This is a genomic window from Turicimonas sp. TL08 (genome assembly GCF_054660695.1).
Genome location: NZ_BAAGDP010000014.1, coordinates 24,747 through 48,254 on the forward strand (window position 1 = coordinate 24,747; position 23,508 = coordinate 48,254).

General features: G+C 43.5%; 18 protein-coding genes. 14 read left to right on the forward strand and 4 right to left on the reverse strand.

The genetic code is table 11. The features are described from left to right. The first annotated feature begins 42 nt into the window (after positions 1-42). The gene (locus ACYQ4O_RS08410; protein WP_308514449.1) at positions 43-855 is read left to right on the forward strand and encodes a glycosyltransferase family 2 protein; all 813 of its coding nucleotides are present in this window, start codon (positions 43-45) and stop codon (positions 853-855) included. A gap of 2 nt (positions 856-857) precedes the next feature. On the opposite strand, the gene ACYQ4O_RS08415 is transcribed toward ACYQ4O_RS08410, so the two are convergent. Both ACYQ4O_RS08415 and ACYQ4O_RS08420 read right to left on the reverse strand, forming a co-directional pair. Beyond that, on the reverse strand, positions 858-2,696 hold the full coding sequence (locus ACYQ4O_RS08415; RefSeq protein ID WP_460175315.1) for a sulfatase-like hydrolase/transferase: 1,839 nt from the start codon (positions 2,694-2,696) through the stop codon (positions 858-860). Between the two features lie 87 nt (positions 2,697-2,783). Continuing rightward, complete coding sequence (locus ACYQ4O_RS08420; RefSeq protein ID WP_277036615.1) at positions 2,784-3,101, reverse strand: HU family DNA-binding protein; 318 nt, start codon at positions 3,099-3,101, stop codon at positions 2,784-2,786. A gap of 505 nt (positions 3,102-3,606) precedes the next feature. On the opposite strand from ACYQ4O_RS08420, the gene ACYQ4O_RS08425 reads away from it, so the two are divergent. The 7 genes from ACYQ4O_RS08425 to ACYQ4O_RS08455 all read left to right on the forward strand — a co-directional run bounded on the left by ACYQ4O_RS08425 (position 3,607) and on the right by ACYQ4O_RS08455 (position 12,731). Next, positions 3,607-5,742 (forward strand): acetate--CoA ligase family protein, encoded by a 2,136-nt coding sequence (locus ACYQ4O_RS08425; protein WP_460175316.1) that lies wholly within the window; start codon positions 3,607-3,609, stop codon positions 5,740-5,742. Positions 5,743-5,771: 29 nt separating this feature from the next. After that, complete coding sequence (locus ACYQ4O_RS08430) at positions 5,772-6,353, forward strand: 2-oxoacid:acceptor oxidoreductase family protein (RefSeq protein WP_308514442.1); 582 nt, start codon at positions 5,772-5,774, stop codon at positions 6,351-6,353. A gap of 2 nt (positions 6,354-6,355) precedes the next feature. Further along, positions 6,356-7,609, forward strand: a complete 1,254-nt coding sequence (locus ACYQ4O_RS08435) for a transketolase C-terminal domain-containing protein (RefSeq protein ID WP_308514440.1) — start codon at positions 6,356-6,358, stop codon at positions 7,607-7,609. Further along, positions 7,609-8,670: a thiamine pyrophosphate-dependent enzyme gene (locus tag ACYQ4O_RS08440; protein ID WP_460175317.1), complete on the forward strand. Its 1,062-nt coding sequence runs from the start codon at positions 7,609-7,611 to the stop codon at positions 8,668-8,670. Before ACYQ4O_RS08435 ends, ACYQ4O_RS08440 begins: the two co-directional genes overlap by 1 nt. Positions 8,671-8,686: 16 nt before the next feature. Then, positions 8,687-10,315 (forward strand): NAD(P)-binding protein, encoded by a 1,629-nt coding sequence (locus ACYQ4O_RS08445; protein ID WP_066592017.1) that lies wholly within the window; start codon positions 8,687-8,689, stop codon positions 10,313-10,315. 329 nt (positions 10,316-10,644) lie between these two features. Next, entirely contained in the window at positions 10,645-12,069 is a 1,425-nt protein-coding gene (locus tag ACYQ4O_RS08450) for an FAD-dependent oxidoreductase (RefSeq protein WP_460175318.1), read from the forward strand. A 161-nt stretch (positions 12,070-12,230) separates the two neighbouring features. Then, positions 12,231-12,731 carry a Tat pathway signal protein gene (locus ACYQ4O_RS08455; protein WP_460175319.1) on the forward strand — a complete coding sequence of 167 codons (501 nt, stop codon included), beginning with the start codon at positions 12,231-12,233 and terminating at the stop codon, positions 12,729-12,731. 147 nt (positions 12,732-12,878) lie between these two features. Here ACYQ4O_RS08455 and ACYQ4O_RS08460 read toward each other — a convergent pair whose 3' ends face one another. Continuing rightward, the gene (locus tag ACYQ4O_RS08460; RefSeq protein WP_460175320.1) at positions 12,879-15,749 is read right to left on the reverse strand and encodes a heavy metal translocating P-type ATPase; all 2,871 of its coding nucleotides are present in this window, start codon (positions 15,747-15,749) and stop codon (positions 12,879-12,881) included. 103 nt (positions 15,750-15,852) lie between these two features. Here ACYQ4O_RS08460 and ACYQ4O_RS08465 point away from each other — a divergent pair, with 103 nt between their 5' ends. The 4 genes from ACYQ4O_RS08465 to ACYQ4O_RS08480 all read left to right on the forward strand — a co-directional run bounded on the left by ACYQ4O_RS08465 (position 15,853) and on the right by ACYQ4O_RS08480 (position 19,980). Beyond that, positions 15,853-16,242, forward strand: coding sequence for a winged helix-turn-helix transcriptional regulator (locus ACYQ4O_RS08465; RefSeq protein WP_460175321.1), 390 nt, complete (start codon positions 15,853-15,855; stop codon positions 16,240-16,242). Between the two features lie 34 nt (positions 16,243-16,276). Then, positions 16,277-17,509 (forward strand): AI-2E family transporter, encoded by a 1,233-nt coding sequence (locus ACYQ4O_RS08470; protein WP_460175322.1) that lies wholly within the window; start codon positions 16,277-16,279, stop codon positions 17,507-17,509. Positions 17,510-17,611: 102 nt separating this feature from the next. Continuing rightward, the gene (gene cuyB, locus ACYQ4O_RS08475) at positions 17,612-19,078 is read left to right on the forward strand and encodes a cysteate racemase (RefSeq protein ID WP_460175323.1); all 1,467 of its coding nucleotides are present in this window, start codon (positions 17,612-17,614) and stop codon (positions 19,076-19,078) included. Further along, entirely contained in the window at positions 19,078-19,980 is a 903-nt protein-coding gene (locus tag ACYQ4O_RS08480; RefSeq protein ID WP_460175324.1) for an NAD(P)-dependent oxidoreductase, read from the forward strand. The genes cuyB and ACYQ4O_RS08480 overlap by 1 nt, the downstream gene beginning before the upstream one ends. 244 nt (positions 19,981-20,224) lie before the next feature. On the opposite strand, the gene orn is transcribed toward ACYQ4O_RS08480, so the two are convergent. Then, complete coding sequence (orn, locus tag ACYQ4O_RS08485; RefSeq protein ID WP_460175325.1) at positions 20,225-20,803, reverse strand: oligoribonuclease; 579 nt, start codon at positions 20,801-20,803, stop codon at positions 20,225-20,227. A gap of 182 nt (positions 20,804-20,985) precedes the next feature. On the opposite strand from orn, the gene ACYQ4O_RS08490 reads away from it, so the two are divergent. Together ACYQ4O_RS08490 and rsgA are read left to right on the forward strand one after the other, a co-directional pair. Next, positions 20,986-22,254, forward strand: a complete 1,269-nt coding sequence (locus tag ACYQ4O_RS08490) for a M48 family metallopeptidase (RefSeq protein ID WP_308514664.1) — start codon at positions 20,986-20,988, stop codon at positions 22,252-22,254. Further along, positions 22,241-23,146, forward strand: coding sequence for a ribosome small subunit-dependent GTPase A (gene rsgA / locus ACYQ4O_RS08495; protein WP_308514662.1), 906 nt, complete (start codon positions 22,241-22,243; stop codon positions 23,144-23,146). Before ACYQ4O_RS08490 ends, rsgA begins: the two co-directional genes overlap by 14 nt. The last annotated feature ends 362 nt before the right edge of the window (positions 23,147-23,508 follow it).

The following is a 23,508-nucleotide window of genomic DNA, read 5'->3' on the forward strand; positions in this document are numbered from 1 at the left end:
TTGGTACATTTATTTATTCTACTCAGAGTTGCTCTCCTTACTATGAAGTTAAGTTTAATCCTTTCTACTTACAACCGGCCAGATGCTTTGGAAAAGTCCTTACAATCCTTAATGAAACAGAATGATGAGGATTTCGAATTATTAGTTGCTGACGATGGAAGTACGGCCGAGACTCGAGAGCTACTTGAGTCTTACGGACCTTTTTTTAAATTTGGATTCAAACATGTATGGCAAGAAGACTTGGGTTTCAGACTCAGTGCATCAAGGAACAATGCTCTTCGCCAAGCAGGCGGGGACTATATTGTTTTTTTAGATGGCGACTGTATAGCTAGCCCAGAATTTATTGCAAACCATAGAAAACTTGCAGAGCCTGGTTTTTTTGTTACGGGTAATCGAATTTTAGCCTCTCCTTCTTTTACAAAGCAAATTCTGGCAGCCAACGATTTTTCCTTTCCCTCTTTAGAAACGCTATTTAGGCTTAAGAGGAATAAAGAAATAAATAAGGCTATATCGGGTATAAATTTCCCTCAGCTTGATTTCTTGAGGAAACTCTATCCACGGAAATGGCAAAGGCTAAGGGGCTGTAATTTCGCAGCCTGGAGAAAAGATATTTTCGCTGTCAATGGATTTGACGAAGATTTCGTCGGCTGGGGGTTCGAGGACTCAGACTTCGCAGTCAGAATGATAAATAGCAGAATTTACAGAAAGTCTGGAAACTTTGCAACCGCAGTCCTGCATCTTTACCATCCAGAAGGAAATAAAGCAAAAGAAGGTCCCAGTTGGGAGAAGCTCTCGTATCGCTTAAAGCACAAAGAGAGCTCCTGTGCTCATGGGCTAATAAAAACTGATTACTAGACTTATTTAAGAAATTTAGTCATCTCTTTTAGAGCCTCTTTCCAATAAGGAGGCACGTTTCTATTTGATGCTTTATCGTTGTTAGGCAAACGATAATCTAAGCTTCCCGCCTTGTTAATGATGACTATTCTTTCCGGCTCAATAAAGGCATCGTTGCTGTAATTGCTACCAAACACAAATTTACGTTTTGAATCTCTCCAGAGAGATGCCCCTGAAGAATAATCCTCTATTGGATTTTCGCATCCTAAAGCATCAGTTAGTAGCGTAGGAGCTATATCAAGCATTGAAGTTCTGTAATCAACCTCTTCAGTTTGTTTCCCGGGCCATAAAATAACAAGTGGAACTCTTGCTTGATAAGTTGTGAAATTTCCATTGTGTCCCCAGAAATTCTTTTTATTATCGTTAAATTCTTCTCCGTGGTCTGCCCCTATTACTATGATCGTCTTGTCCAGAAGATCTTCTTTTCCTAAGAAATCAATTAGTTTTTTTATATTCTTATCAGCAAATCTAACAGCATTCTTATAACGATTAAAGTAAGGTTCTCGATCAAAATCGTTGTTCAATTCCAAGTGATTTATTTGTTTCCAATATGGTTTATAGAACGTGTTCTCTGTATCTTCTGGAAAAGCAGCAGAATGTACATTATCTAAGAAGATGAAACCAAAAAACGGCCCTTTATTTTTTTTCTCCTCAACCCATTTTTCAAAATCTCGGATAGCGTCCAGATCTCTTTCTATAACGTTTTTACCTTTTGAGGACAGTCTTAAGTCTTTAACGCCTGCAAATATAGTCTGATTAAACTCCGGCATGGTCAAACCCGCGCCGGTAAAAGCTCCGATTGAATAGCCTCGCTGTTCAAGAGCTTGAACTAATATTGAAGGTGTCTTTGTAGACAGAGCTTTAAACCAATAACTTCCCGGAAGGCCAGTAAACAATGTAAAGATTCCGTGTCTAGTGTTTATGCCTCCGGAAATATGATCTTTGAATACTATTCCTTTCTTAGAAATTTCATAAGTATTCGGCATGTACTCTTTATCGAGCATGTCCGCTCTCAAAGAATCAACGAAAAGAAAGAGAATATTGAAATCCTCTCCATTTTTTTTACAAACAAGCGGATGAAGAGGATAGTTCATCTTCTTGTTCTTTCCATCGCCCGGAAGTTCGGTTGAGTAAACTTCCTCTTTTGTCAGAATCCCCGTTTTTATAAGCAATTTGCTAAAAGTCAAAGGTTTATTAAGAGGGAGCATTTCACTAACTTCAACAAAATTTTGTTTATGTGTAGCAAAAGCAAAGCCGTGAATACCGTTGGTAATTATTAGGAGGAGCAAGGAGACTACAAAAGCCGTGATAGCAAATCTTCTGCTTTTATTAAGTTTGACTGCCAAAAAGACACATAAAATGGCTGCTGCAACACAAGCAGCTGAAAGTCCCAAAATTTCTATGAGCATCTTTGGAGAGAACGAGACAATCTGCCCTCCTCCCAAGAATGTCATTTCCAACATGGCTAAATTGATGTGTAATCTAAACTGATTAAAAACAAAGGTATCAGCTAAGAAAAGAATCAAAATAACGGCATCAAGCAAAAGAGAAAGAACAATAACGGTTTTTCTTAACTTAAAAATATTGAAAATTCCCGTCAACAGCAGTTGAACAAGGAAAGTTATAAAAAAATAAAGAGAAAAAGCTACAGCATAAAAATAAACAAAATTGAACCAGCTCCAACTTTCTGTATCCACAGCACTTACGAATCTGCCTGAACAGATAGATAAGCATATGGACATAAATAAAGAGTTATATAGAAAAAAAGAAAATTGAAGGCGACCCGTTTTATCTTTCATCATTTTTATGCAATTTAAGGAATTGTTCTTATACTTTAAAGAAAAAGCCCTCGGTTTTACTCGAGAGCTCTTGTCAGAATAAATTAATTCTTATTTCTTAGCAGCTTTCTTAGTTCTGCGAGCTGGTTTCTTAGGTACATTAACTGCATCTTTGAACTTCTTGCCAGCTACGAATTTTGGAACTGTGGCTTCAGCGATCTTAATAACAGCGCCTGTAGAAGGATTGCGGCCTTCACGTGCTTTGCGGACAGCAGACTTGAAGGAACCGAAGCCAATGATTGTGAATTCACCACCAGCTGCTACAGTTTCAACTGTCTTTTCTACGAATGCGTTGAGAACTTTTGCAACGTCAGCTTTTGTGAGCCCTGTTTGTTCAGCAATCGCATCAATCATTTCAGTCTTGTTCATTGGAATTCCCCTTTACGACGGTTATTTGAAGGTTAGAACATAGTTAACAGTCCAACTATACGCTAATTTGCAACAAATTTTATAATTTTTTAGTCGCAAACCCCCTTGTTTACTGACTTCCCGCTGTTTTTTTCTAAAAAACAACAAAAAAACTTAACAATTTTCTTACTACTTCTGAATTAAACAATTTTTTCTTCTTTTCGAAGTGATTTTTTGTTCACTCTACTACCGTGAATCTGGTACAAAAATATTTAAACCTTAGTAACAACTTGTCTTCAGAATTCAACTGTTTAATGTTAAAGTAGATCCTGTATTTCAAATTATAAATTTGATTTTCATAATGTGAAATATTTACACATTAGTTTGCTTGAAAATACCAGGTCAGCTAAGTATTGACCTGCGATGGGATCAAAACCATCTTGTTCCTCAAAACGATGGTTATAGTCCCTTGTTGACTGAGCATTTGTTTTTGATAATTTTTAGCCTCTACTAAAAAAGGAATGAGATGTCAGTAAGTGCAATGGACAAAATCATGAGTCCTGCCTCAATGGCAGTCATTGGTGCATCTTCCAGAGAACACACCATTGGTTTCGATATCATGAAGAATCTACAGAAATACGGCTACTCTGGAACGATTTACCCGATTAATCCTAAAGATTCTGAAATTCAAGGCTTAAAAGCCTACCCATCCGTTTTGGATGTTCCCGGCCCTATCGATATGGCCGTTATCGTTATTAATTCCAAGTTTGTTCTTTCAACAATCGACCAATGCCATCAAAAAGGCATCAAGGGCGTTGTAATTATCAGCGCAGGCTTCAAAGAAACAGGCCCCGCAGGTAAACAGTTAGAAGAAGCTTTAGTCACCAAACTTCATGAATACGGAATGACTTGCGTTGGCCCGAATTGCTTGGGAGTCGTAAACACTGATCCTAAGATCCGCTTAGACGCTTGCTTTGCCGAAACTCTCCCGGTCCGCGGAGACATTGGCTTCGTTTCTCAGTCCGGAGCTCTCGGCGGCGGTATTCTAAATATCCTTAAAGATTTGAATATCGGTTTTGCCCAGTTCATTTCAATCGGCAACCAAGCTGACGTCAATGCCGACTCCGCCATTGAATACTGGGAAAATGTTGACGACGTTCATCAGATTCTTCTTTATATGGAATCTATTGCCGATCCTCAGAAGTTCAGAACATTGGCAACCAGAACCACCAAAAAGAAACCTATCGTAGCTCTTAAAGCCGGCCGCTCTGCAGCCGGAGCTTCTGCAGCTTCTTCTCACACAGGTTCTTTGGCCGGTGCCGACAAGGCCGCAGCAGCCCTCTTAGCACAATCCGGTGTTATTCGTGAGTTCTCTTTGGAAAACTTATTCAACACCGCTAAAGTCTTCAGCCATTGCCCGATTCCAAAAGGCGATCGCGTTGCTATCGTCACTAACTCCGGCGGTCCCGGAATTATGTGTACCGATGCTGTAGTTGAACACGGTATGCAAATGGCCCAGTTGTCTGAAGAAACAAAGAATAATCTCCGAGCATTTCTTCCGCCGGCAGCCTCCGTCAAGAACCCTGTCGACATGATTGCTTCTGCTCCGTTGGAACACTACAAGCAGACCTTAAAGACTGTCCTTGCTGACGACGGCGTAGATATGGTTGTTGTTATTTATCTGCCGTTCTTGGGTTTGAAAGACATTGATGTTGCTAAAGCCATCATGGAAATCAAGGCCGAGAATCCTTCTAAACCGGTTGTCGGAGTCTTCATGACAACTCAAGACTTCTTCCAGAAGATTTCTGAAATGGAAGTCAATATCCCGTTCTTTATGTTTGGTGAACAAGCTGTCGAAGGATTGAACCGCTTGAACCAACAAAGAAAATGGATCGCTAGACCGGAAGGAAAATTCCCCGAATTTAAAGTCGAATCCGAGAAAGTTAAATCTGTTTTCTCCTCCGTCCTTTCTGAAGGAAGAGAACAGCTGACAACCGCTGAAAGTCTTGCAGTCTTGTCTGCTTACGGCATTCGTGTGTGCAAAGACGGAGAAGCCAAAGATTTAGACCAAGCCATCGCATTAGCCGACAAGATTGGCTATCCGGTTGTTATGAAGCTTAACTCTAAGAAGATTTCTCATAAGACAGATGTAGGCGGAGTTCGTGTAGGCATCGAAAACGCTGACCAGCTCAGAGCCGAATACACTGACATGGTCAACAAGCTTAAAGCTAAGAATCTTCTTGACGGTATGGAAGGCGTCATCATTCAGGAAATGGTTAAGAGCGACAGAGAAATGGTCTGCGGTATCGCAACCGATCCTCAATACGGCCCGATGATGATGTTCGGTTTAGGCGGCGTATTCGTGGAAGTCATGAAAGACGTTTCCTTCAGACTGGCTCCTTTGAGCGATCTTGACGCCCTTGACATGATTAAGTCCGTCAAAGCTTACAAACTTCTTGAAGGCGCCAGAGGCGCAGTTCCTGCTGATATTAACCAGATTAAAGATATTCTTCTTAGACTTTCTCAGCTGGTTAAGGACTTCCCGTTCGTTGATGAATTGGACATCAATCCGTTAATGATTAGTAATAAAGACGGAGAACCTATCGCCGTCGACGGAAGAATTAAGATTCGTCTTCAAGAAGCAGAAAAATTAATTAAGTAAACCCAATAACTAACTATAAAGGAACTAAAGTGTTTCAGATTCGTCTACACGGCCGAGGAGGCCAAGGTGTAGTTACCTCAGCAGAAATGCTCTCCATTGCAGCATTTACTGAAGGTCACTATGCACAAGCGTTCCCAAGTTTCGGAAGTGAAAGAACCGGTGCACCGGTAGTTGCTTTTGCCCGCGTTCACAATGAACCTATCCGCTTACGAGAACCGATTATGGAGCCGGATGCAGTCTTGATTCAGGACCGTACTCTTCTCGAAAGCGTCAACGTATTCGGTGGATTGACTCCAAATGGATATGTTTTGATTAACAGCTCTCATTCCATCGAAGAATTAGGCCTGGAAGACTTGGCAGCCAAGCTGCCTAAGGGTCACCTTATTACTCTTCCGGCGACGGAATATGCAATGAAGCACATCAAACGTCCTCTTCCTGGTGCAGCTATGCTTGCCGGGTTTGCCGCTCTTACCGGCAAATTAAAGCTAGAAAGCATTCAGGAAGCATTCAAAACTAAATATAAAGGCAAAGTTGCTGAAGCTAACGGTCTTGTGGCCGCCGATGCTTATAACTTTGTTCTTGAAGCTAAAAAGAAAATGAAGGAGGCCTAAGAATGCTTAAGCAAATTCAAGGTTCTCAAGGCGTCGCCCAGGCAATTGCACTCTGCCGTCCGGAAGTTATTTGCGCCTACCCTATTTCTCCGCAGACTCACATTGTTGAAGCCCTCGGCGCATTAACCGGAAGCGGTAAGCTGCAAGACTGCGAATTCATCAACGTTGAAAGCGAGTTTGCTGCAATGAGTGTGGCCATCGGTTCTTCCGTTGCAGGCGCACGTTCTTACACCGCTACTGCATCTCAGGGACTTCTGTTCATGGCAGAAGCTGTGTACAACGCATCCGGTTTGGGACTTCCAATCGTGATGACTGTTGCTTCCCGCTCAATCGGCGCACCTATTAACATTTGGAATGACCACTCTGACTCTTTATCTCAACGAGACAGCGGCTGGCTCCAAATTTTTGCAGAAGACAATCAAGAAGCCGTTGATATGCACATCCAGGCATTCAAGATTGCCGAAGAACTATCCATTCCAATCATGGTCTGCATGGACGGTTTCGTCTTGACCCATGCTTATGAAAGAATGGACATTCCTACACAAGAAGAAGTGGACGCTTATCTGCCTCCGTACGATCCGAGACAGAAGCTTGATGTAAATCACCCTGTCTCCATCGGTGCGATGGTAGGTCCCGAAGCTTTTACAGAAGTTCGCTATTTGTTCCATCACCACACTATTGAAGCTCTGCAAACTATTGAAAAAGCTTCCGAAGAGTTTGAAAAGGCCTTCGGACGTAAATCCGGCGGTTTGTTGAGCCCGTACAAGATTGAAGGTGCAGATACCATTGTTCTGGCCTTAGGCTCCGTCATCGGTACGATTAAAGACACTATCGATGAGATGGAAAAGGAAGGCAAGAAGGTTGGTTTAATCGGCATTAAATCCTATCGTCCGTTCCCGGATAAACAACTTGCTGAACTCCTTAAAGGAGCAAAGAAAGTTGTTGTCATCGACCGCGCCTTGCAGGTTGGAATCGGCGGTGTCGTCACTGATGACGTCATTCGTGCCACCCGTAAGATGGACTTAGACATTTTCTCCGTCATTGCCGGCTTAGGCGGCCGTCCGATTACAAAGAAAGGACTTAAAGACGTCTTCAATAAAGCTATAAACGGCGAACTTGAAGAGCTTTATTTCTTGGATTTGGATAAAGAAGTCGTTGAAAAACAATTGAAACGCGAAAAAGAAGATCGTCACACAGGACCTCTTGCTGAAGCAGTAGTTCGTGACTCCGTCAGCATTCATAAAGGAGGCATCTAATGAGCGAACATCAAATTAAGTTCTATCAGACCGGCACTTTTACCGTCGGCAACCGTTTGTTGGATCCTTCTCAAAGATCCGGACAGGCAAATATTGAACGCTTCAACTCCTTGAACTCCGGCCACAGAGCTTGTCAGGGATGCGGCGAAGCACTCGGTGCACGTTATACGGTTGACGCCGCAATGAAGGCAACTGACGGCAATTTGATTGCCGCTAACGCTACAGGCTGCTTGGAAGTATTCTCTACTCCTTATCCGGAAACCAGCTGGCAGCTTCCATGGTTCCACTCTCTTTTCGGTAACACTGCTGCTGTCGGCACAGGCATGGCCGCCGCTATGCGTGTTAAAGCCAAAAAGAACGGAGGTCCTTTAGTCCGTGTGCTTGCTCAAGGCGGTGACGGCGGTACAACCGATATCGGCTTCGGCTGCTTATCCGGTATGTTCGAAAGAAACGATGACGTCCTTTATGTCTGCTACGACAACGAAGGCTATATGAACACGGGTGTTCAGAGATCTTCTGCTACACCTCCGGCTGTCCGGACTGCCACAACACAGATCGTGGGCTCTCACCCGGGCAACGCTTTCGGTCAAGGTAAAGAAGTTCCGCTGATTGCTATGGCTCACGGTATTCCATACGTCGCTACAGCTAGCATCGCCGACCTTCGCGACTTAGAAAGAAAAGTTAAGAAAGCCATGACTTTCCATGGCGCCCGCTATATTCACGTACTGGTACCATGCCCTCTCGGCTGGGGAGCTGCCTCTAAAGATACAGTAAAACTTGCCCGCTTGGCCCAAGAATCCGGCTTGTTCCCGGTCTTTGAAGCTGAATACGGGGAGATTACTCACGTAACTAAGATCAGAAAACTTGCTCCTGTCGAAGACTACATGAAGCTGCAGAAACGCTACGCTCACTTATTCGGACCGAAGGCCGATCAAAGCGCCTTGATCAGAATTAAAGCAATTGCAGAAAGAAACATTCGCCGCTTCGGTCTTCTTGGTGATGAAAGAAGCGAACCAATGCCTCCGGCAGTTCAGGCTGACGAACGCGCAGACAGACTATAACGAGGAGAGATAAATCGTGAAAAAACCTTTTGCTATAACTCTTGATGTCGGAAGCTCTCTGGAAAACAGAACCGGCAGCTGGAGAACATTGCGCCCGGCTTATGTTCATAAGCTTCCTCCTTGCAACAATCAATGTCCTGCAGGCGAAGATATTCAAGGCTGGCTTTTCTATTCCGAAAGCGGCAACTACGAAAAAGCTTGGCGTCATTTGACAAAACGCAACCCTCTTCCAGCATGTATGGGCCGTGTTTGTTATCACACTTGTGAAGGCGCATGCAACAGAGGATGCTTGGATGAGTCCGTTGGTATTAACTCCGTTGAACGCTTCCTTGGCGACCATGCTATTGAAAACGGATACGCTTTCGTTAAACCTAAGAAACTTTCCGGCAAGAAAGTTTTGGTGGTCGGCTCCGGCCCTGCCAGCCTTTCAGCTGCTTACCAATTGGCCTTAAAAGGACATGACGTCACTATTAAGGAAGGCAGTCCGCAAGCTGGCGGCATGATGAGATACGGTATTCCTAAATATCGTCTTCCAAGACACGTTTTGGATAAAGAAATCCAAAGAATTCTTGACCTCGGCGTTAAGCTCGAACTTAACACCACCGTCATGGATGTAAACGACGAAATGAAGAACAACGGCTATGATGCCGTGTTCCTCGGAGTTGGTGCTAACCTTGCCAAACGTGCTTATATCCCGGGCGGAGACGCTAAGCACATGCTTGATGCCGTTTCTGTTCTTAGAAGCATGGAAGGCGAGGGAGAACCTCTGCTCGGCCGTAAAGTCGTTGTTTACGGCGGCGGCAACACTGCTATCGACGTGGCTCGTTCCGCTAAGAGATTGGGTGCTGAACCTCTTATCATCTATCGCCGTACACGCGACAAGATGCCAGCCCATGACTTCGAAGTTGAAGAAGCTTTACAGGAAGGCGTTTCCGTCAAGTGGTTGTCAACCATTTCTGAAGTAGACAGCGGTCAAGAAATCAAGATCGAAAAGATGAAGCTGGATGAAAACGGCCATCCGCAGCCTACCGGTGAGTTTGAAACCGTTAAGGCTGATGCCGTAGTTTTAGCTTTAGGTCAAAACGTTGACTTAGGATTGCTGAAATCCGTAGAAGGCTTGAAGATTGAAAACGGCAGCGTCATTGTTGACTCCAACATGTTTACCGGCGTTAAAGGCATTTATGCCGGCGGCGACATGGTTCCGGGTGAAAGAAACGTTACCGTTGCTATCGGTCACGGCTATAAAGCTGCCAGAGCTATTGATGCTTTCTTGAACGGTAAAGAAGTTGTTGTTCCTCCGAAACATCAGATTGTTACTTTCGACCAGCTCAACACTTGGTACTACTCTGACGCTCCTAAGACTGTGCGTCCGATGCTTGACATGGTTCGCCGTCAGAACACCTTCGATGAAGTTCAGCATGGCTTGACTGAAGAGAATGCCTTGTTTGAAGCCAGACGCTGCATGTCCTGCGGTAACTGTCTGCAGTGTGATAACTGCTACGGTGTCTGCCCGGACAACGCCGTTATTAAGACCGGTGATGACAACGTTCCTTATATCTTCAACTATGACTATTGCAAAGGCTGCGGCATTTGTTCTTCTGAATGCCCGTGCGGTGCAATTAACATGGAAAAAGAATCTATCTAGTCCTTAGATAGTTCTCAACAGGCCGGCTTTGCCGGCCGTTTTCTTTTTAAGACATCAGCAATAAAACCGGTAGCTTGATTAATTGAGTGCACGAATTTTTAACAGAAATTCAAAAAGTTACTCAGTCTTACTCTAGCTCTACGTTGTTTCAATTTCTTTAATTTTCTCCATCACGGCAGACAGCCCTCCTCTCTCCTTTCCTGCGGCATATCCTTTTTCTTCCTTATCTCGCCTAAATTTTCTGCAAAAAAAAATAATTGAACGTTCATTGACCTAGATCAAGGTACTTAAGTACCTCCTCATGAAAAAATCCAATCATCGAGATAACGATGAATCTTCCTAGGAGAAATAATGAAACGTCTTTTATTGCTTCCCTGTGCGCAATTGCACTTAGCTCTTTTGCGTTTGCCGAAGAAACTGACTTGGTTGTTGTCGGTTCGGGCGGCGCCGGAATGTCTGCTGCTCTTACAGCAGCCCAAGCAGGCAAGAAAGTTATCATGCTTGAAAAAATGCCAATTATCGGCGGCAACACCAATCGTGCAGAAGGCGGCATGAATGCTGCAAGAACACTCCAGCAACTTGAACACGGCATCACTCATGACAATGCTATGACTATGTCATTGAACGCTCAAAAAGGCGGACATTACCTCAACAATCCGGAATTAACGTTAGCTCTCGGAGAAAATGCTAAAGAAGCTGAGGCTTGGATGCTTTCTCTCGGTGCAGACTTCTGCCATAGAATGGGCAGAGGGGGCGGTCAATCCGTAGCCCGCGGTCATGGTCCTTGTGATGGTTCTGCTGTCGGCGCCCACATCATGAAACTCTTCTACAAGACAGCCAAGAGCATTCCGGGAATCGAAATTCGTCCTTCTAATAAAGTAACGGAAGCCATCGTCAAAGACGGTAAAGTTGCCGGCGTTAAAGTTATCGGCAAAGATAAAAAGGAATACACAATCGATTCTAAAGCCGTTGTTTTGGCAACCGGAGGTTTCGGTGCTAACACCAAGATGATTGAGTCTCTCAGACCGGAATACAAAGGCTTTGCAACCACTAACCACCCGGGAGCTTTAGGTGAAGGCATCGACTTAGGCCTTAAAGCTGGAGCTGCACTGGTTGATATGCGCGAAATCCAAGCTCATCCGAGTGTTGTTCCGGTTAAAGGCATTTTAATTTCTGAATCCATGCGCGGCCGCGGTGCCTACTTGGTCAATCAGGATGGTAAACGTTTCATCAATGAACTTCTGCCGAGAGATATCGTTGCCGCCGGCGTTTTAGCTCAACCAACCGGCAAAGCCTGGATCCTGATTGACAACGCTTTAGTACAAAAGAACAAGCTTGCTCAAGGTTACAATCAGCAAGGACTGGCCGTAAAGGGCAACAATGTCGAAGAATTAGTAAAAGGCATAGGTGTTCCGGCAGCCAACTTAAAAGCCACGATGGAACAATATACTAAGGCCTATGAATCTAAGAAAGATGAAGCTTTCGGACGTCCGGAAATGATTACGCCTAACAACGTATTTCCGATGTATGCCATTCAGATCACTCCGGCTATTCACAACACCATGGGCGGCTTGAGAATTAACAAGAAGGTCGAAGTCATTGGCGTTACTGCTAAGTCGGTTCCCGGATTGTTAGCTGCAGGTGAAGTCACAGGCGGAGTCCACGGCGGAAACAGAATCGGCGGAAACGCAGTCGCTGACATCATTACTTTCGGACGCATTGCCGGCAAGAGCGCAGCCGACTACATCAAATAACTCCTGAAAAATATAAACTAGCTAATTACCCTCCCAACTTCCAGTTGAGTTTTGAGCCGTTTTCGCTTGGTAAAAACTCTTAGGAAGAATCTAAGGAAGCCAGCTTTCTCTAGCCAGAGGTAGAATGGCTGCCGAAGTTAAAACATTCCAAGGAGAAAAATATGCTTCGCAGAAATTTCACCGTTACCGCCGGCATCATCTTGGTGAGCGGCCTTCTTGCTTCCCCTGCCTTTTCAGCAGACTTCCATTCAAAATATTATGACCTGCCGCTTACCAATGATTGGATGGCTCAAAAAGTTAAAGATGTCAATGTACCGGCAGGCGGAGACGCCACTTTATTTGCAAGTCAGAAGTTTGGAGAAGGCGTTCTAATCACTGTTATGCCGTCCGACGTTGCTGCCAAAGATGCTGCCGATAAAATGGCACAGAGCTACAAACAACAAGGAATGAGAATCATTGCCGGTCCAGTCCAAATCCCGGGACAAAATAGCTATCGCTTTACTTATGTGTCGGCCAACAAAAAAATGAGAGCCATTACCTTTGTAACCAGCAATGGTAAGAACTTGTCCCAAATTTCCGTACTCGGTCGTCAAGGGACTCAAGGCACTTATTTATTGAAAGGCTTGAAACCTAAGGAAGAAGGTCTCTTCCCCAAACTCTAAACCGCTCCGCATTTAGCTTTTCAAGGCATGAAAAACTTAATAATCAGGTTGTAAATGCCTGAATAATTAGATCTGTCACTTTTCAACAGACCTTTCGAAAAGAAAAACGGGAGGATTCGAAGTAAATCGTCAGCCCGTTTTTCTTGATTATTCTTCTATTTTCTCAACTGCATATCCCAGCTTCTCAACGGTCGATTTAATTGTCTTATCGCTTAGTTCTCCGTCAAAGCAAATGGTTGCCAGCTTATTCTCAAGATCCACTTTTACGCTCTGAACTCCCGGAAGTTTTGAAAGTCCTTTCTCTACCGCAGAACTGCAGTGAGAACACATCATTCCTTCAATAACAACTTTCTTTGTATGAAGCACAGGCTTTGCAATTAGGCCGCTCTTTTCCTGAGCCTGCGTTCTTGACAAAACTTCAGGCTTTTCAGGAACGGCAAGATCTTCAATCTTCACAACTTGGTATCCCAGCTTCTCAACAGTGGATTTAATCGTCTCATCGCTCAGTTCTCCGTTAAAAACAATCGTTGCCAACTGATCCTTTAGATCAACTTTTACGCTTTGAACTCCCGGAAGTTTAGAAAGTCCTTTTTCTACTGCAGAACTGCAGTGAGAACACATCATTCCTTCAATTAACACAGCTTTTGTATGTGAAGCGGAATGCAAAGCTACAGAAGCTGTTTCTTGCTTGAGCGTAACAGAAATCACTGCAGCGTTCGCGCTGCTTGCTTTTCTTTGTTCTTGGTTAAAAACTAACTTCGGCTTCCAGCCTCTTAAACGTAAAGCATTACTTACGACACTAACTGAACTCATGCTCATGGCAGCCGCCGCAATCATTGGACTTAACGTCCAGCCAAGCACAGGATAGAACACGCCTGCAGCAACAGGAATACCGATGATGTTATAGAAGAAGGCCCAGAACAAATTCTGTCTGATGTTGTTCATCGTTGAATGAGACAAGTTTTCTGCATTAACAACGTCTGTCAGACGATTTTTCATTAATACGATATCGGCAGATTCAATAGCCACATCGGTACCGGCTCCAATAGCAATCCCAACATCTGCTCGAGCCAATGCAGGAGCATCGTTGATTCCGTCGCCAACCATGATGACTCTTTTACCTTCGCCTTGCAGTCTGCGAACAATTTTTTCTTTATCAGAAGGCAAAACACCGCTTTCAATATGATCAATGCCGACTTTAGAAGCAACTGCCTTGGCCGTTACCTCATTGTCACCGGTAACCATCCAAACTTCTTGACCTGCTTTTTTCATAGCCTCTATAGCAATTTTGCTGTCAGGCTTGATTGGATCGGCAACTGCAATAATTCCTTTCGGTGTACCGTTAATCTTGACTATAAGCGGAGTTTTTCCTTGCCTTGCCAATGACAATGCTTGTTCGGTTATCTGACTATTTTGGATGCTTAGAGCCTTAAGATTCCCGATTTCAACTTTCTCATTTCCGACTGTACCGGAAACACTTCCGGACACTTGTTTAAAATCTGACGACGGAGAAAGAGAGATTTGAACTTCAGCGCAATAGTTGGAGATAGCGTTGGCTAAAGGATGTTCGGACTTACTCTCTACGGCATAAACTTTTTGAAGTAATTCATCCAGAGTTTGGCCGTTAAATAACACGATATCGGTCACGGATGGTTTCCCTTCAGTAACCGTACCTGTCTTATCTAAAACAACAGCATTGACTTTTTCACTGCTTTCAATCGCCTCAGCTGATTTGAATAAGATTCCCTGCTCAGCCCCTTTCCCGCTTCCAACCATGATCGCTGTCGGTGTAGCTAACCCCAGCGCACAAGGACAAGAAATAACGAGAACGGATACTCCAATCATGAGAGCAAATTCCCAAGAATATCCTATAAGCATCCAAGTCACTGAAGCAATAACGGCAAGCGCAATTACCGTTGGGACGAAAATTCCCGAAACTTTATCAGCCAGTCTCGCCACAGGAGCTTTTGAGGAAGTAGCTTCATCTACCAGCTTAATAATTTGAGCCAAGGCTGTGTCTTCTCCGACCTTTGTTACTTGCATCAGAAAATGCCCTTGCGTGACCAAGGTTCCTCCGGATAGTACTGACCCCGCTTCCTTCTCCACCGGAAGGCTTTCTCCGGTCAATGAAGATTCATCGATCGAGCCGCTCCCTTCTTTGACAACTCCGTCGACCGGAATTCTTTGTCCGGTTTTCAGAACAACAATTTCATCCGGGCGGATTTCATCTACGGACACTTCGATGTCTTTTCCGTCTCTTTGAACGACCGCAGTATCCGGAACTAATTCCAATAGTTTGGAAATAGCATTAGTAGTTCTCTTTTTCGCTCTTGCTTCAAAATACTTACCTACGGTAATCAGTGTAAGAATCATTGCGGCGGAATCAAAATAGAGATTATGTGCATACTTGGCAACGAGTTCTTGATTGCCTGCTGACAAGCCTATAAGCATCATATAAAGCGCAAACAATCCGAAAAAAACGGAAGCGGCAGAACCGATGGCTACAAGAGAATCCATATTAGGAGCTCGTGCAAGCAACGAACGGAATCCGATATTGAAGAATTTGAAGTTAATAAAAACGACGGGAATAGTTAAGAGAAACTGGGTCAATGCATTGACGGCAGCGTTCTGATGTCCGCTTAAAAAAGAAGGATTTGACAATCCGACCATCGGTGCCATAGCAATGTACATCAAAGGAACACTGAAAACGATGGATACCCAAAGACGTGTTTCCATGCTCTTGAGTTCTTCTGCCTGGACGTCTTCTTGAGGTTTAGAAGGAGCTGCCGTTCCTTTGCCTCTTTCTTCAGATTTAGCGGTTGCGGAATATCCTGCTTTTTTCACAGCCTCCTCGATTTGGTCTGTGCCTGTTTTGGTCGGATCAAAATCAACCACCATGGAATTTTTTAAGAGATTAACATTTACATCATCAATTCCATTTAGTTCTTTAACGGCCTTTTCCACTCTGGCAGAGCATGCAGAACAGCTCATCCCCGTGACATCAAAATGTTCTTTCATTTCTATTCCTTTATTTGCAAGAACATTTTATTCAATACTTTCAAACTAGCAAGAACTACCAAGAAAGGAATATAGTATCCAAAAATATACTTAGGACGTTTTAATGGCAAAAGAATGCTCAAATCAAAATAAGCCTCAGAACTGCTGTCCGGTAGAGAAAACTCTGGATCTCATCGGAGGAAAATACAAAGCGCTTATTCTGTGGAACTTGGTTGGAAAGACTCTTCGTTTTTCGGATCTTCAGAGGGAAGTCACCGCAGCTACTCCCAGAATGCTCACTAAGCAGCTGCGAGAATTGGAGGAGGACGGCCTTCTAAGCCGTAAGGTTTACGCTGTCGTCCCGCCAAAAGTAGAGTATTCTTTGACCGAATTAGGTGAATCTTTACGTCCGATTTTGGAATCCATGTATATTTGGGGAACAGCGTTTTTACATAAACAAGGAAGAACGCCTTGCTGTTCGATGAAAGAGCTCCCAAAAATTCAGGAACACTAAATGCCCGAGGCCTTAAAAATTAGACGAGTCCACTATGGCTGACAATAAAATAGAAAACTCAAACCTTCCGAAGCTGGTTGGCTTCCTCTCATTCAAGGATAGAGTCGATGTAATCGTCAGGGTCCTGTTCGGTTTCTTTATTGCCATCGGCTGCTTTTTAGTCGTTTGGCCTTTTGCTACGGCCATCTCAGTTGCGGCTGTGATTGCCATTGTTTCCTGGCCTCTTTTTAAAATGATAAGAAAATGGTGCGGCAACAGGAACCTGTTAGCCAGCTTCATTCTTGTCTTTCTATTGACCGTTTTAATCGTTATCCCGATTACAGGCCTTTCTGTTGTTTCTGCCCAACAGATACCTAATTTAATTTCTATGGTCAGAGAGTGGATTGCCTCTGGCTTTTCTTTGCCAAATGAAATCAAAGATATTCCGTGGGTTGGAAACTGGCTTTACGGACAGCTCGACAGTTTTATCGGCAATCGGGAAGATTTAGCAGCTACAGCTCAAAAACTCTTTGATCCTGTCAGCAAAATACTCCTTAAAGGCGCAGTGATGTTAGGCGACGGTCTTTTCCAACTGTTCCTGATGATTTTTATCATTTTCTTCTTCTATAGAGACGGAGACTACCTTGCAGACAAAAGTCTTGCTCTACTGACGCGCATGAGCGGCAACTTAGCTGTAGAAGTAAGAAACATCATTGTTAATACAACAAGAAGCGTTGTATTTGGAATCGTTGGAAGCGCTGCCGGCCAAGGCATTGTTGCTTTCATTGGCTTTTTAATAGCCGGAGTGCCGGGCGCTGTCACTCTCGGTGTTGCGGTCTTCGTGCTTTCTGCCGTCCCAATTGGACCACCGTTAGTTTGGGGTCCGGCAGCGATTTGGCTTTATTACCAAGGTCAAGTTGGAATGGCGGTGTTCCTCGTTTTGTGGGGTTCGCTTGCTGTTTCCAGTGTTGATAACTTCTTGAAACCTCTGCTGATCTCCAAAGGCGCTTCTCTCCCACTGTCTTTAATCTACTTGGGCGTTTTCGGCGGAATCATAGCATTCGGCTTTATGGGAATTATTCTTGGCCCGGTTGTAATTGCCGTTGGGATTGCGATGAGTAAGACTTGGCTCTCCATCTCAGCTTCCGTTAACGCTCAGAATCAACCCACTGAGGAAACTGAGAAGATTCTGGATAAGCTGTCTCAAAATTCAATTAACGACAGCAACTCGATGGATGACGAAATCCTTGATGGAGAGATTGAAAAACCAAAACAGGAAAAAAAATAATCTAAAAAACGAAATAGTCAAGAGCAAAAGTCCGCTGCTAAGCGGGCTTTGTCGTTTTATACTCTTAAAACTTGTTTACGACTTTTGAGAGTATTTACAATCATGTCTGACCTGCATAACATTATTGCCATTTCCGGCGCCATCTGCCCCTCTTTCTTCGTTGAAAAACTTACCGCTGCTATTCATAATGAACCTACTGAAGGAAGTGAAAATCCTCAGGTTGAATCTGTTCGTTTGAAATGGGAATGCCCTCCTGCCGATGCATCAAAGCTAGTAAAAGAAGGCGACAGGAAGTGCAGAGTCTATGATGAAGTTCAATACTTTGCCGATCGCGGCGTCAAAGTTGTTGCCCTTCCCAATTTCCAGGCCCTCACCTTCTTGAGCGAGCTCCAAGTTGAATTTACAACTCCGATTGCCAATATTGGCAAAGCCGTAGCTGAGTCTCTTAAAAATAAAGAAGGACTCAAACTCGGTTATCTTGGCTTAGCCTCTGAGCCAAAATTTGAAGCTGTTAAACACTCTTTCGAAGGTATTGCCAAAGTTGAATGGGTTGTTGCCGAAGAAAATGCTCAAAAAATGCTGAAAGAATATGAGCTCAAATTCTTTGACAAGAATCTTAGTGAAGAACAAAAAGAAGAAGCACTGTCCATCTTAAGAAAAGGCTGTCAGAGTCTGCAGGAAAAAGGCGCAGAACTCATTCTGCCGTCCTGCACCGGTCAAGTTGAATATGCAGATGCATTAAATGCTGCCGGTTTCCGTTTGATTGATATTGTCGGAGCCTACGCCCACTATCTTTGCACCAAGAAATGGGAACCGCTTCCTAAGCCCTTTAAACTCGGTATTGTCGGCGGTATGGGACCGGCTGCCACCGTTGACCTTTATGACAAGATTACTCGTGCGACTCCGGCAAAAATAGACCAGGATCACTTTAAAGTCGTTATTGAGCAGAACCCGCAGATTCCTGATCGCACAAAATACCTGCTTCACGGCGGAATTGACCCAACTCTTTCTCTTTATTCCTGCTGCAAGAAGTTAGAAGCCGACCAGGTCGATGCCATCGTGTTCCCGTGCAATACTGCTCACGCCTACATTGAAACAATTGTTCCTCATCTTGATGTTCCAATCATTAACATGCAGAGAACAACGCTGGAAGAAATCAAGAAGAAATTCGGCGAAAAAGCCGTTATCGGTTTGATGGCCACTGACGGAACCTGCGAAACCGGAATTTACAGCAAGAAAGCCGATGAAATGGGCTTGAAATGTGTACGTCCGGATCCGGAATATCAAAAATACGTCATGGAAGCCATTTACGGCGAAAAAGGCGTTAAGGCAGGATATACAACCGGAGTCTGCCGCGATCAGCTTTTAGAAGCAGCTAAACACTTAGTTAAGGACAAGGCTGCTACCGTTTTGATTTTAGGGTGCACCGAACTTCCGCTCATTTTGGATGAAGACGACAACTTTGATATCGATGGTAAAAAAGTTGCAATTGTTGACCCGACTTCCGCAGTAGCTAGAAAGGTTGTTACTATTGCCACTTTAGTTACCAAAGAAAGAGGTCGCAAATAATGGCAGATCAAAATAAAACAGGGATCAAAGCCGCCTTTATCGGCTTAGGCGTGATGGGCTACCCGATGGCAGGCCATCTTGCCAAAGCCGGTAACGAAGTAACGGTATATAACCGCACCACTTCTAAGGCGGTGAAGTGGGTTGAAGAATTCGGCGGCAAAATGGCCTTAACCCCAAAAGAAGCTGCTCAAGACTGCGACATTGTCTTCGTATGCGTCGGCAATGATGATGACTTGAGAAGCGTAGTGTTGGGCGAAAACGGAGCGTATGCTGGCATGAAAAAAGGTGCAGTTTTGTGGGATGACACCACTGACTCTGCCACTGTTGCACAAGAACTCTATGCCAAGGCCAAAGAACTCGGTCTTAACTTTGTTGACGCCCCGGTTTCCGGAGGGCAAGCCGGTGCAGAAAACGGTGTATTAACCGTGATGTGCGGCGGCGATGAGGACGTCATCAATCAATGTATCCCTGTTGCCAATGCTTTCGCATGCTCAATCAAACGAATCGGGCCTTCCGGTTCCGGACAGCTTGCAAAGATGTGCAATCAGATTTGTATTGCAGGCATCGTTCAAGGGTTGTCTGAAGCGATTGCTTTCGGTAAGACAGCCGGCTTAGATATGCCGTTAGTTCTGGGAGTACTGGAGAAAGGCGCAGCCGGAAGCTGGCAGATGGCTAATCGCGGCATCACAATGGACTTGAATCAATTTGATTTTGGTTTTGCCGTTGATTGGATGCGCAAGGACTTAGGTCTTTGTCTCGCACAAGCAAATAAAACCGGAGCAGTTCTTCCGGTTACCGCTTTGGTTGATCAATTCTATGCCGAGATTCAGAACCGCGGAGGCGGACGCTGGGATACTTCATCCTTGATAACATTGCTGAATACTCAACCCAAAGCTAAGTAACCAAGGGTTTGTTCTTAGCAAAAGAACTTTCCAAAATTGCTTAGAAAAGTTCCTCTGAAAAGCTGGCGATAAAAAAATCGCCAGCTTAAATTTATTCTTGCTCTTTCCTTAAAGAGAAATCTCTAATCTTCTTCGTCAAATAAACGGGAAGTCTTACCATTTTCTCTAAGTACTGGGCAATTCGATATTTCAGTTCTTCCGATTGTTCAATAAATGAAATTAGAAGAAGAAAGAAAAACAAAAATCAGATTTTCATAATCTCTTTTCTGTAGAACTTCATCTCCTCAATCGAATCATAGATATCCGAAAGGGCCTCGTGTTTTGAGGTCTTCACATACTTCTTCATGACTTCAGGAGCCCATCTTCTAACACACTCCTTAATTGATGAAACGTCGATATTTCTATAATGGAAAAACTGCTCGAGATTCGGCATCCAACGCGCCATGAATCTTCTGTCTTGCCCGATGGAATTGCCGCATAGCGGGCTCTTCCTAGGAGAAACATACTGAGAGAAGAAGCGATAGTAAATGTCTGCCGCCTGTGCCTCATCAATTTCGCTTTCAAGAGATTTCCGGACTAAACCAGATTTTGTATGATGACTTGTATTCCAAGAGTCCATTGCGTTTAATACTTGCGGTGTTTGATGAATTACCACAACCGGCCCCTCTGCAATCACATTCAATTGAGGATCCGTAATAACTGCTGCCATTTCTAAAATACGGTTGACTTGCGGTTCCAACCCAGTCATTTCCAAATCCATCCAAATGAGATTATCTTCATTAAAGAGTGGTGAGCGCGGAATCTCGGGCATAAATCCTGACATTTTTAAAGTCCTATTCTTTGTTTTCGAAATTGAAAACATTCTAACCGTTCTTGAGAAAGACTACGTTGTCACAGTACTAACTTAAGCCGTGGAATTCTTTACTCAAATCAAAGCTGAAGCAGCGTCATGGAGAATACGATGAAGTATTATTCTGTCTGACCTTATTTACCAGAGAGACTCCAGTGGCAATTGATTTTTCTATTCTTTTTATTGTTTTTCTAGTGATCAACACTTGCTTGAAATTATGGCTGGATAAGAGAGAAATAGCCAGCATTCTTAGACATCGATCAGCCGTCCCTGAAGCTTTTTCAAAAAAAATAACTCTCCAGGCCCATCAAAAAGCAGCCGATTACTCCATTGAAACCATTCGATTTTCTCAAAAAGAAAGATGGGTTTCCTTACTCTTTCTTCTCATTGCTACTTTCGGCGGTCTCATTCAACTGATTTATGACTTTTTTACGTCATGGTTGGGAAACGGAATCTGGTCCCAAATTTTAATTGTCGGCGTTTTTGCCTTGATTTCTTCCTTAGTGGATCTCCCTTTCTCTTGGATCAGCCAATTCAAGATTGAAGAAAAGTACGGCTTTAATACCATGAAAAAATCTCAGTTCTTTAAAGATTTAGGTATTTCAACCCTCCTCAGCATAGCTCTTGGATTGCCTCTTTTAGCCGTAATCTTCTGGCTCTGGCAAGCGGCTGGAAGTTTGTGGTGGCTATGGGCCTGGGCTTTTTATGTTGCATTCAATTTTGCCGTTCTTTGGATTTATCCAAATTTCATTGCGCCTTTATTCAATAAGTTCGAGAACCTTCCGGAAGGAGATCTCTATAACAAGATCAATTCCCTTCTTCAGAAAGTTGGTTTCGAATCTAATGGGCTTTACGTAATGGATGCCTCAAAAAGAAATGCTAAAGGAAATGCCTATATGACAGGATTCGGCAAAAACAAACGCATTGTTTTTTTTGACACATTAATCAAGAAACTTACACCAGATGAGATTGAGGCTGTACTTGCCCATGAATTAGGACATTACAAGCTAAAACACATCTACAAAATGATGGCCGTTTCTTTTGCTCTTGCTTTTGTTGTATTTGCTTTGCTTGACTTAGCCTCCGAAGCTGACTGGTTTTACGAGGGGCTTGGGGTTGTATTAAATGATGGAACCAGCCACGGGGTAGCTCTTATTCTTTTCTCTTTAGTTCTACCCGTTTTCACCTTCCCCTTCACTCCTCTTGCTAGTTTGTCCTCTAGAAAGCACGAGTTCGAAGCTGATAGATTTGCAGTTGAAAATGCTAACGGCAGAAGCTTGATTACAGCCCTAGTTAAGCTATTCAGTGATAATGCTTCAACTTTAACGCCGGATCCTGTTTATTCTGCTTTTTATAGCTCCCATCCGGACGCATCAACCAGAATTAACGCAATCGAGAAGATAGTTAAAAATGAGCAACAGTAAAGATTTTGTGGCCCGAGTCATTGCCACTCACGGTAAACATAGTTTCGTTGAAGATGAAACCGGAAAAATCTATGAAGCTATCAGACGCGGCAAAAAGAAAGATGTGGTCGTGGGAGACTTGGTTAAATGCAAACAATCTTCAGATGAGCAAGTTGCTATTGAATCAGTGGAAGAAAGGAAATCTCTTTTATATCGCAGCGATGAATTCAGAACAAAGCCTTTAGCTGCCAATATAGACCAGGTAGCTTTAGTTTTTGCCACCAGGCCGACGTATAACCCTAGATTTATTTGGAAGGCCATCCTTGCGGCGGAAACAGCGGATATTCCTATGCTGATTATTCGTAACAAAACCGATATCATCGAGGACGACAACCAAGTTCGCCCGTTTATTGAACAACTGAAAGAATTGGGATGCTCAATTGTTGAAGTCTCTGCTACTGCACATCCAAAAGAAACGGAAGAAAAGCTCATCCCGTTATTCGAACATCGCATCACTCTTCTCATCGGCCAATCAGGTATGGGCAAATCCACAATTCTAAATTTATTGGTAAAGGATGCGGAACAAAAGACTCAGGAATATTCCAAGGCCTTAAACCTCGGAAAACAAACGACTACATCGACCCGTTGGTTCCAATTTGGTAAAGACGGGGCTATCGTTGATTCTCCGGGTTTCCAAGAATTTGGTTTGGCCCACCTGACATTGAATGACATCATGAGAGGATTCCCAGAAATAAAAAATAGAGTGGAACACTGCAGATTTACAAACTGCAGGCATCTGGAAGAACCCCAATGTGCTGTTAAAGCAGCTGTAGAAAGTCATGAAATCGATCCGGAACGCTATGCCTTATATAAAGAACTGGCAGAAGGAACGCTAAAACCCAAAAATTATTAATAATTCGATAGCCGGAGATGATTCTCCGGTTTTTTGTTGATTGCAAAAATACGTTTTTTCAGACAAATTACTAACAAAATTCCGAACCAAAAGAAAGATTAATAATCAAGAGGATAGTTTCCCAAATTAGTAGAGAGGGGAGTAAATAGCTAAGAAAAGCTGATAGCAAATTCTCCCCCTAGTTGACAATTCGCCTCCTAAGTGATTTAATTTTTTCTATTTTTTCTTACAAATCTAACAATAACTAGGTATATTCCCTATTTCTTTTTATATCTTCTTGTTTTTAATTAGATTTTTTCAAAAAATTTTAAACTGCAGCGACAAGAGCCAATATTGGCATGAGGGTAATTGTCCCATTTTGG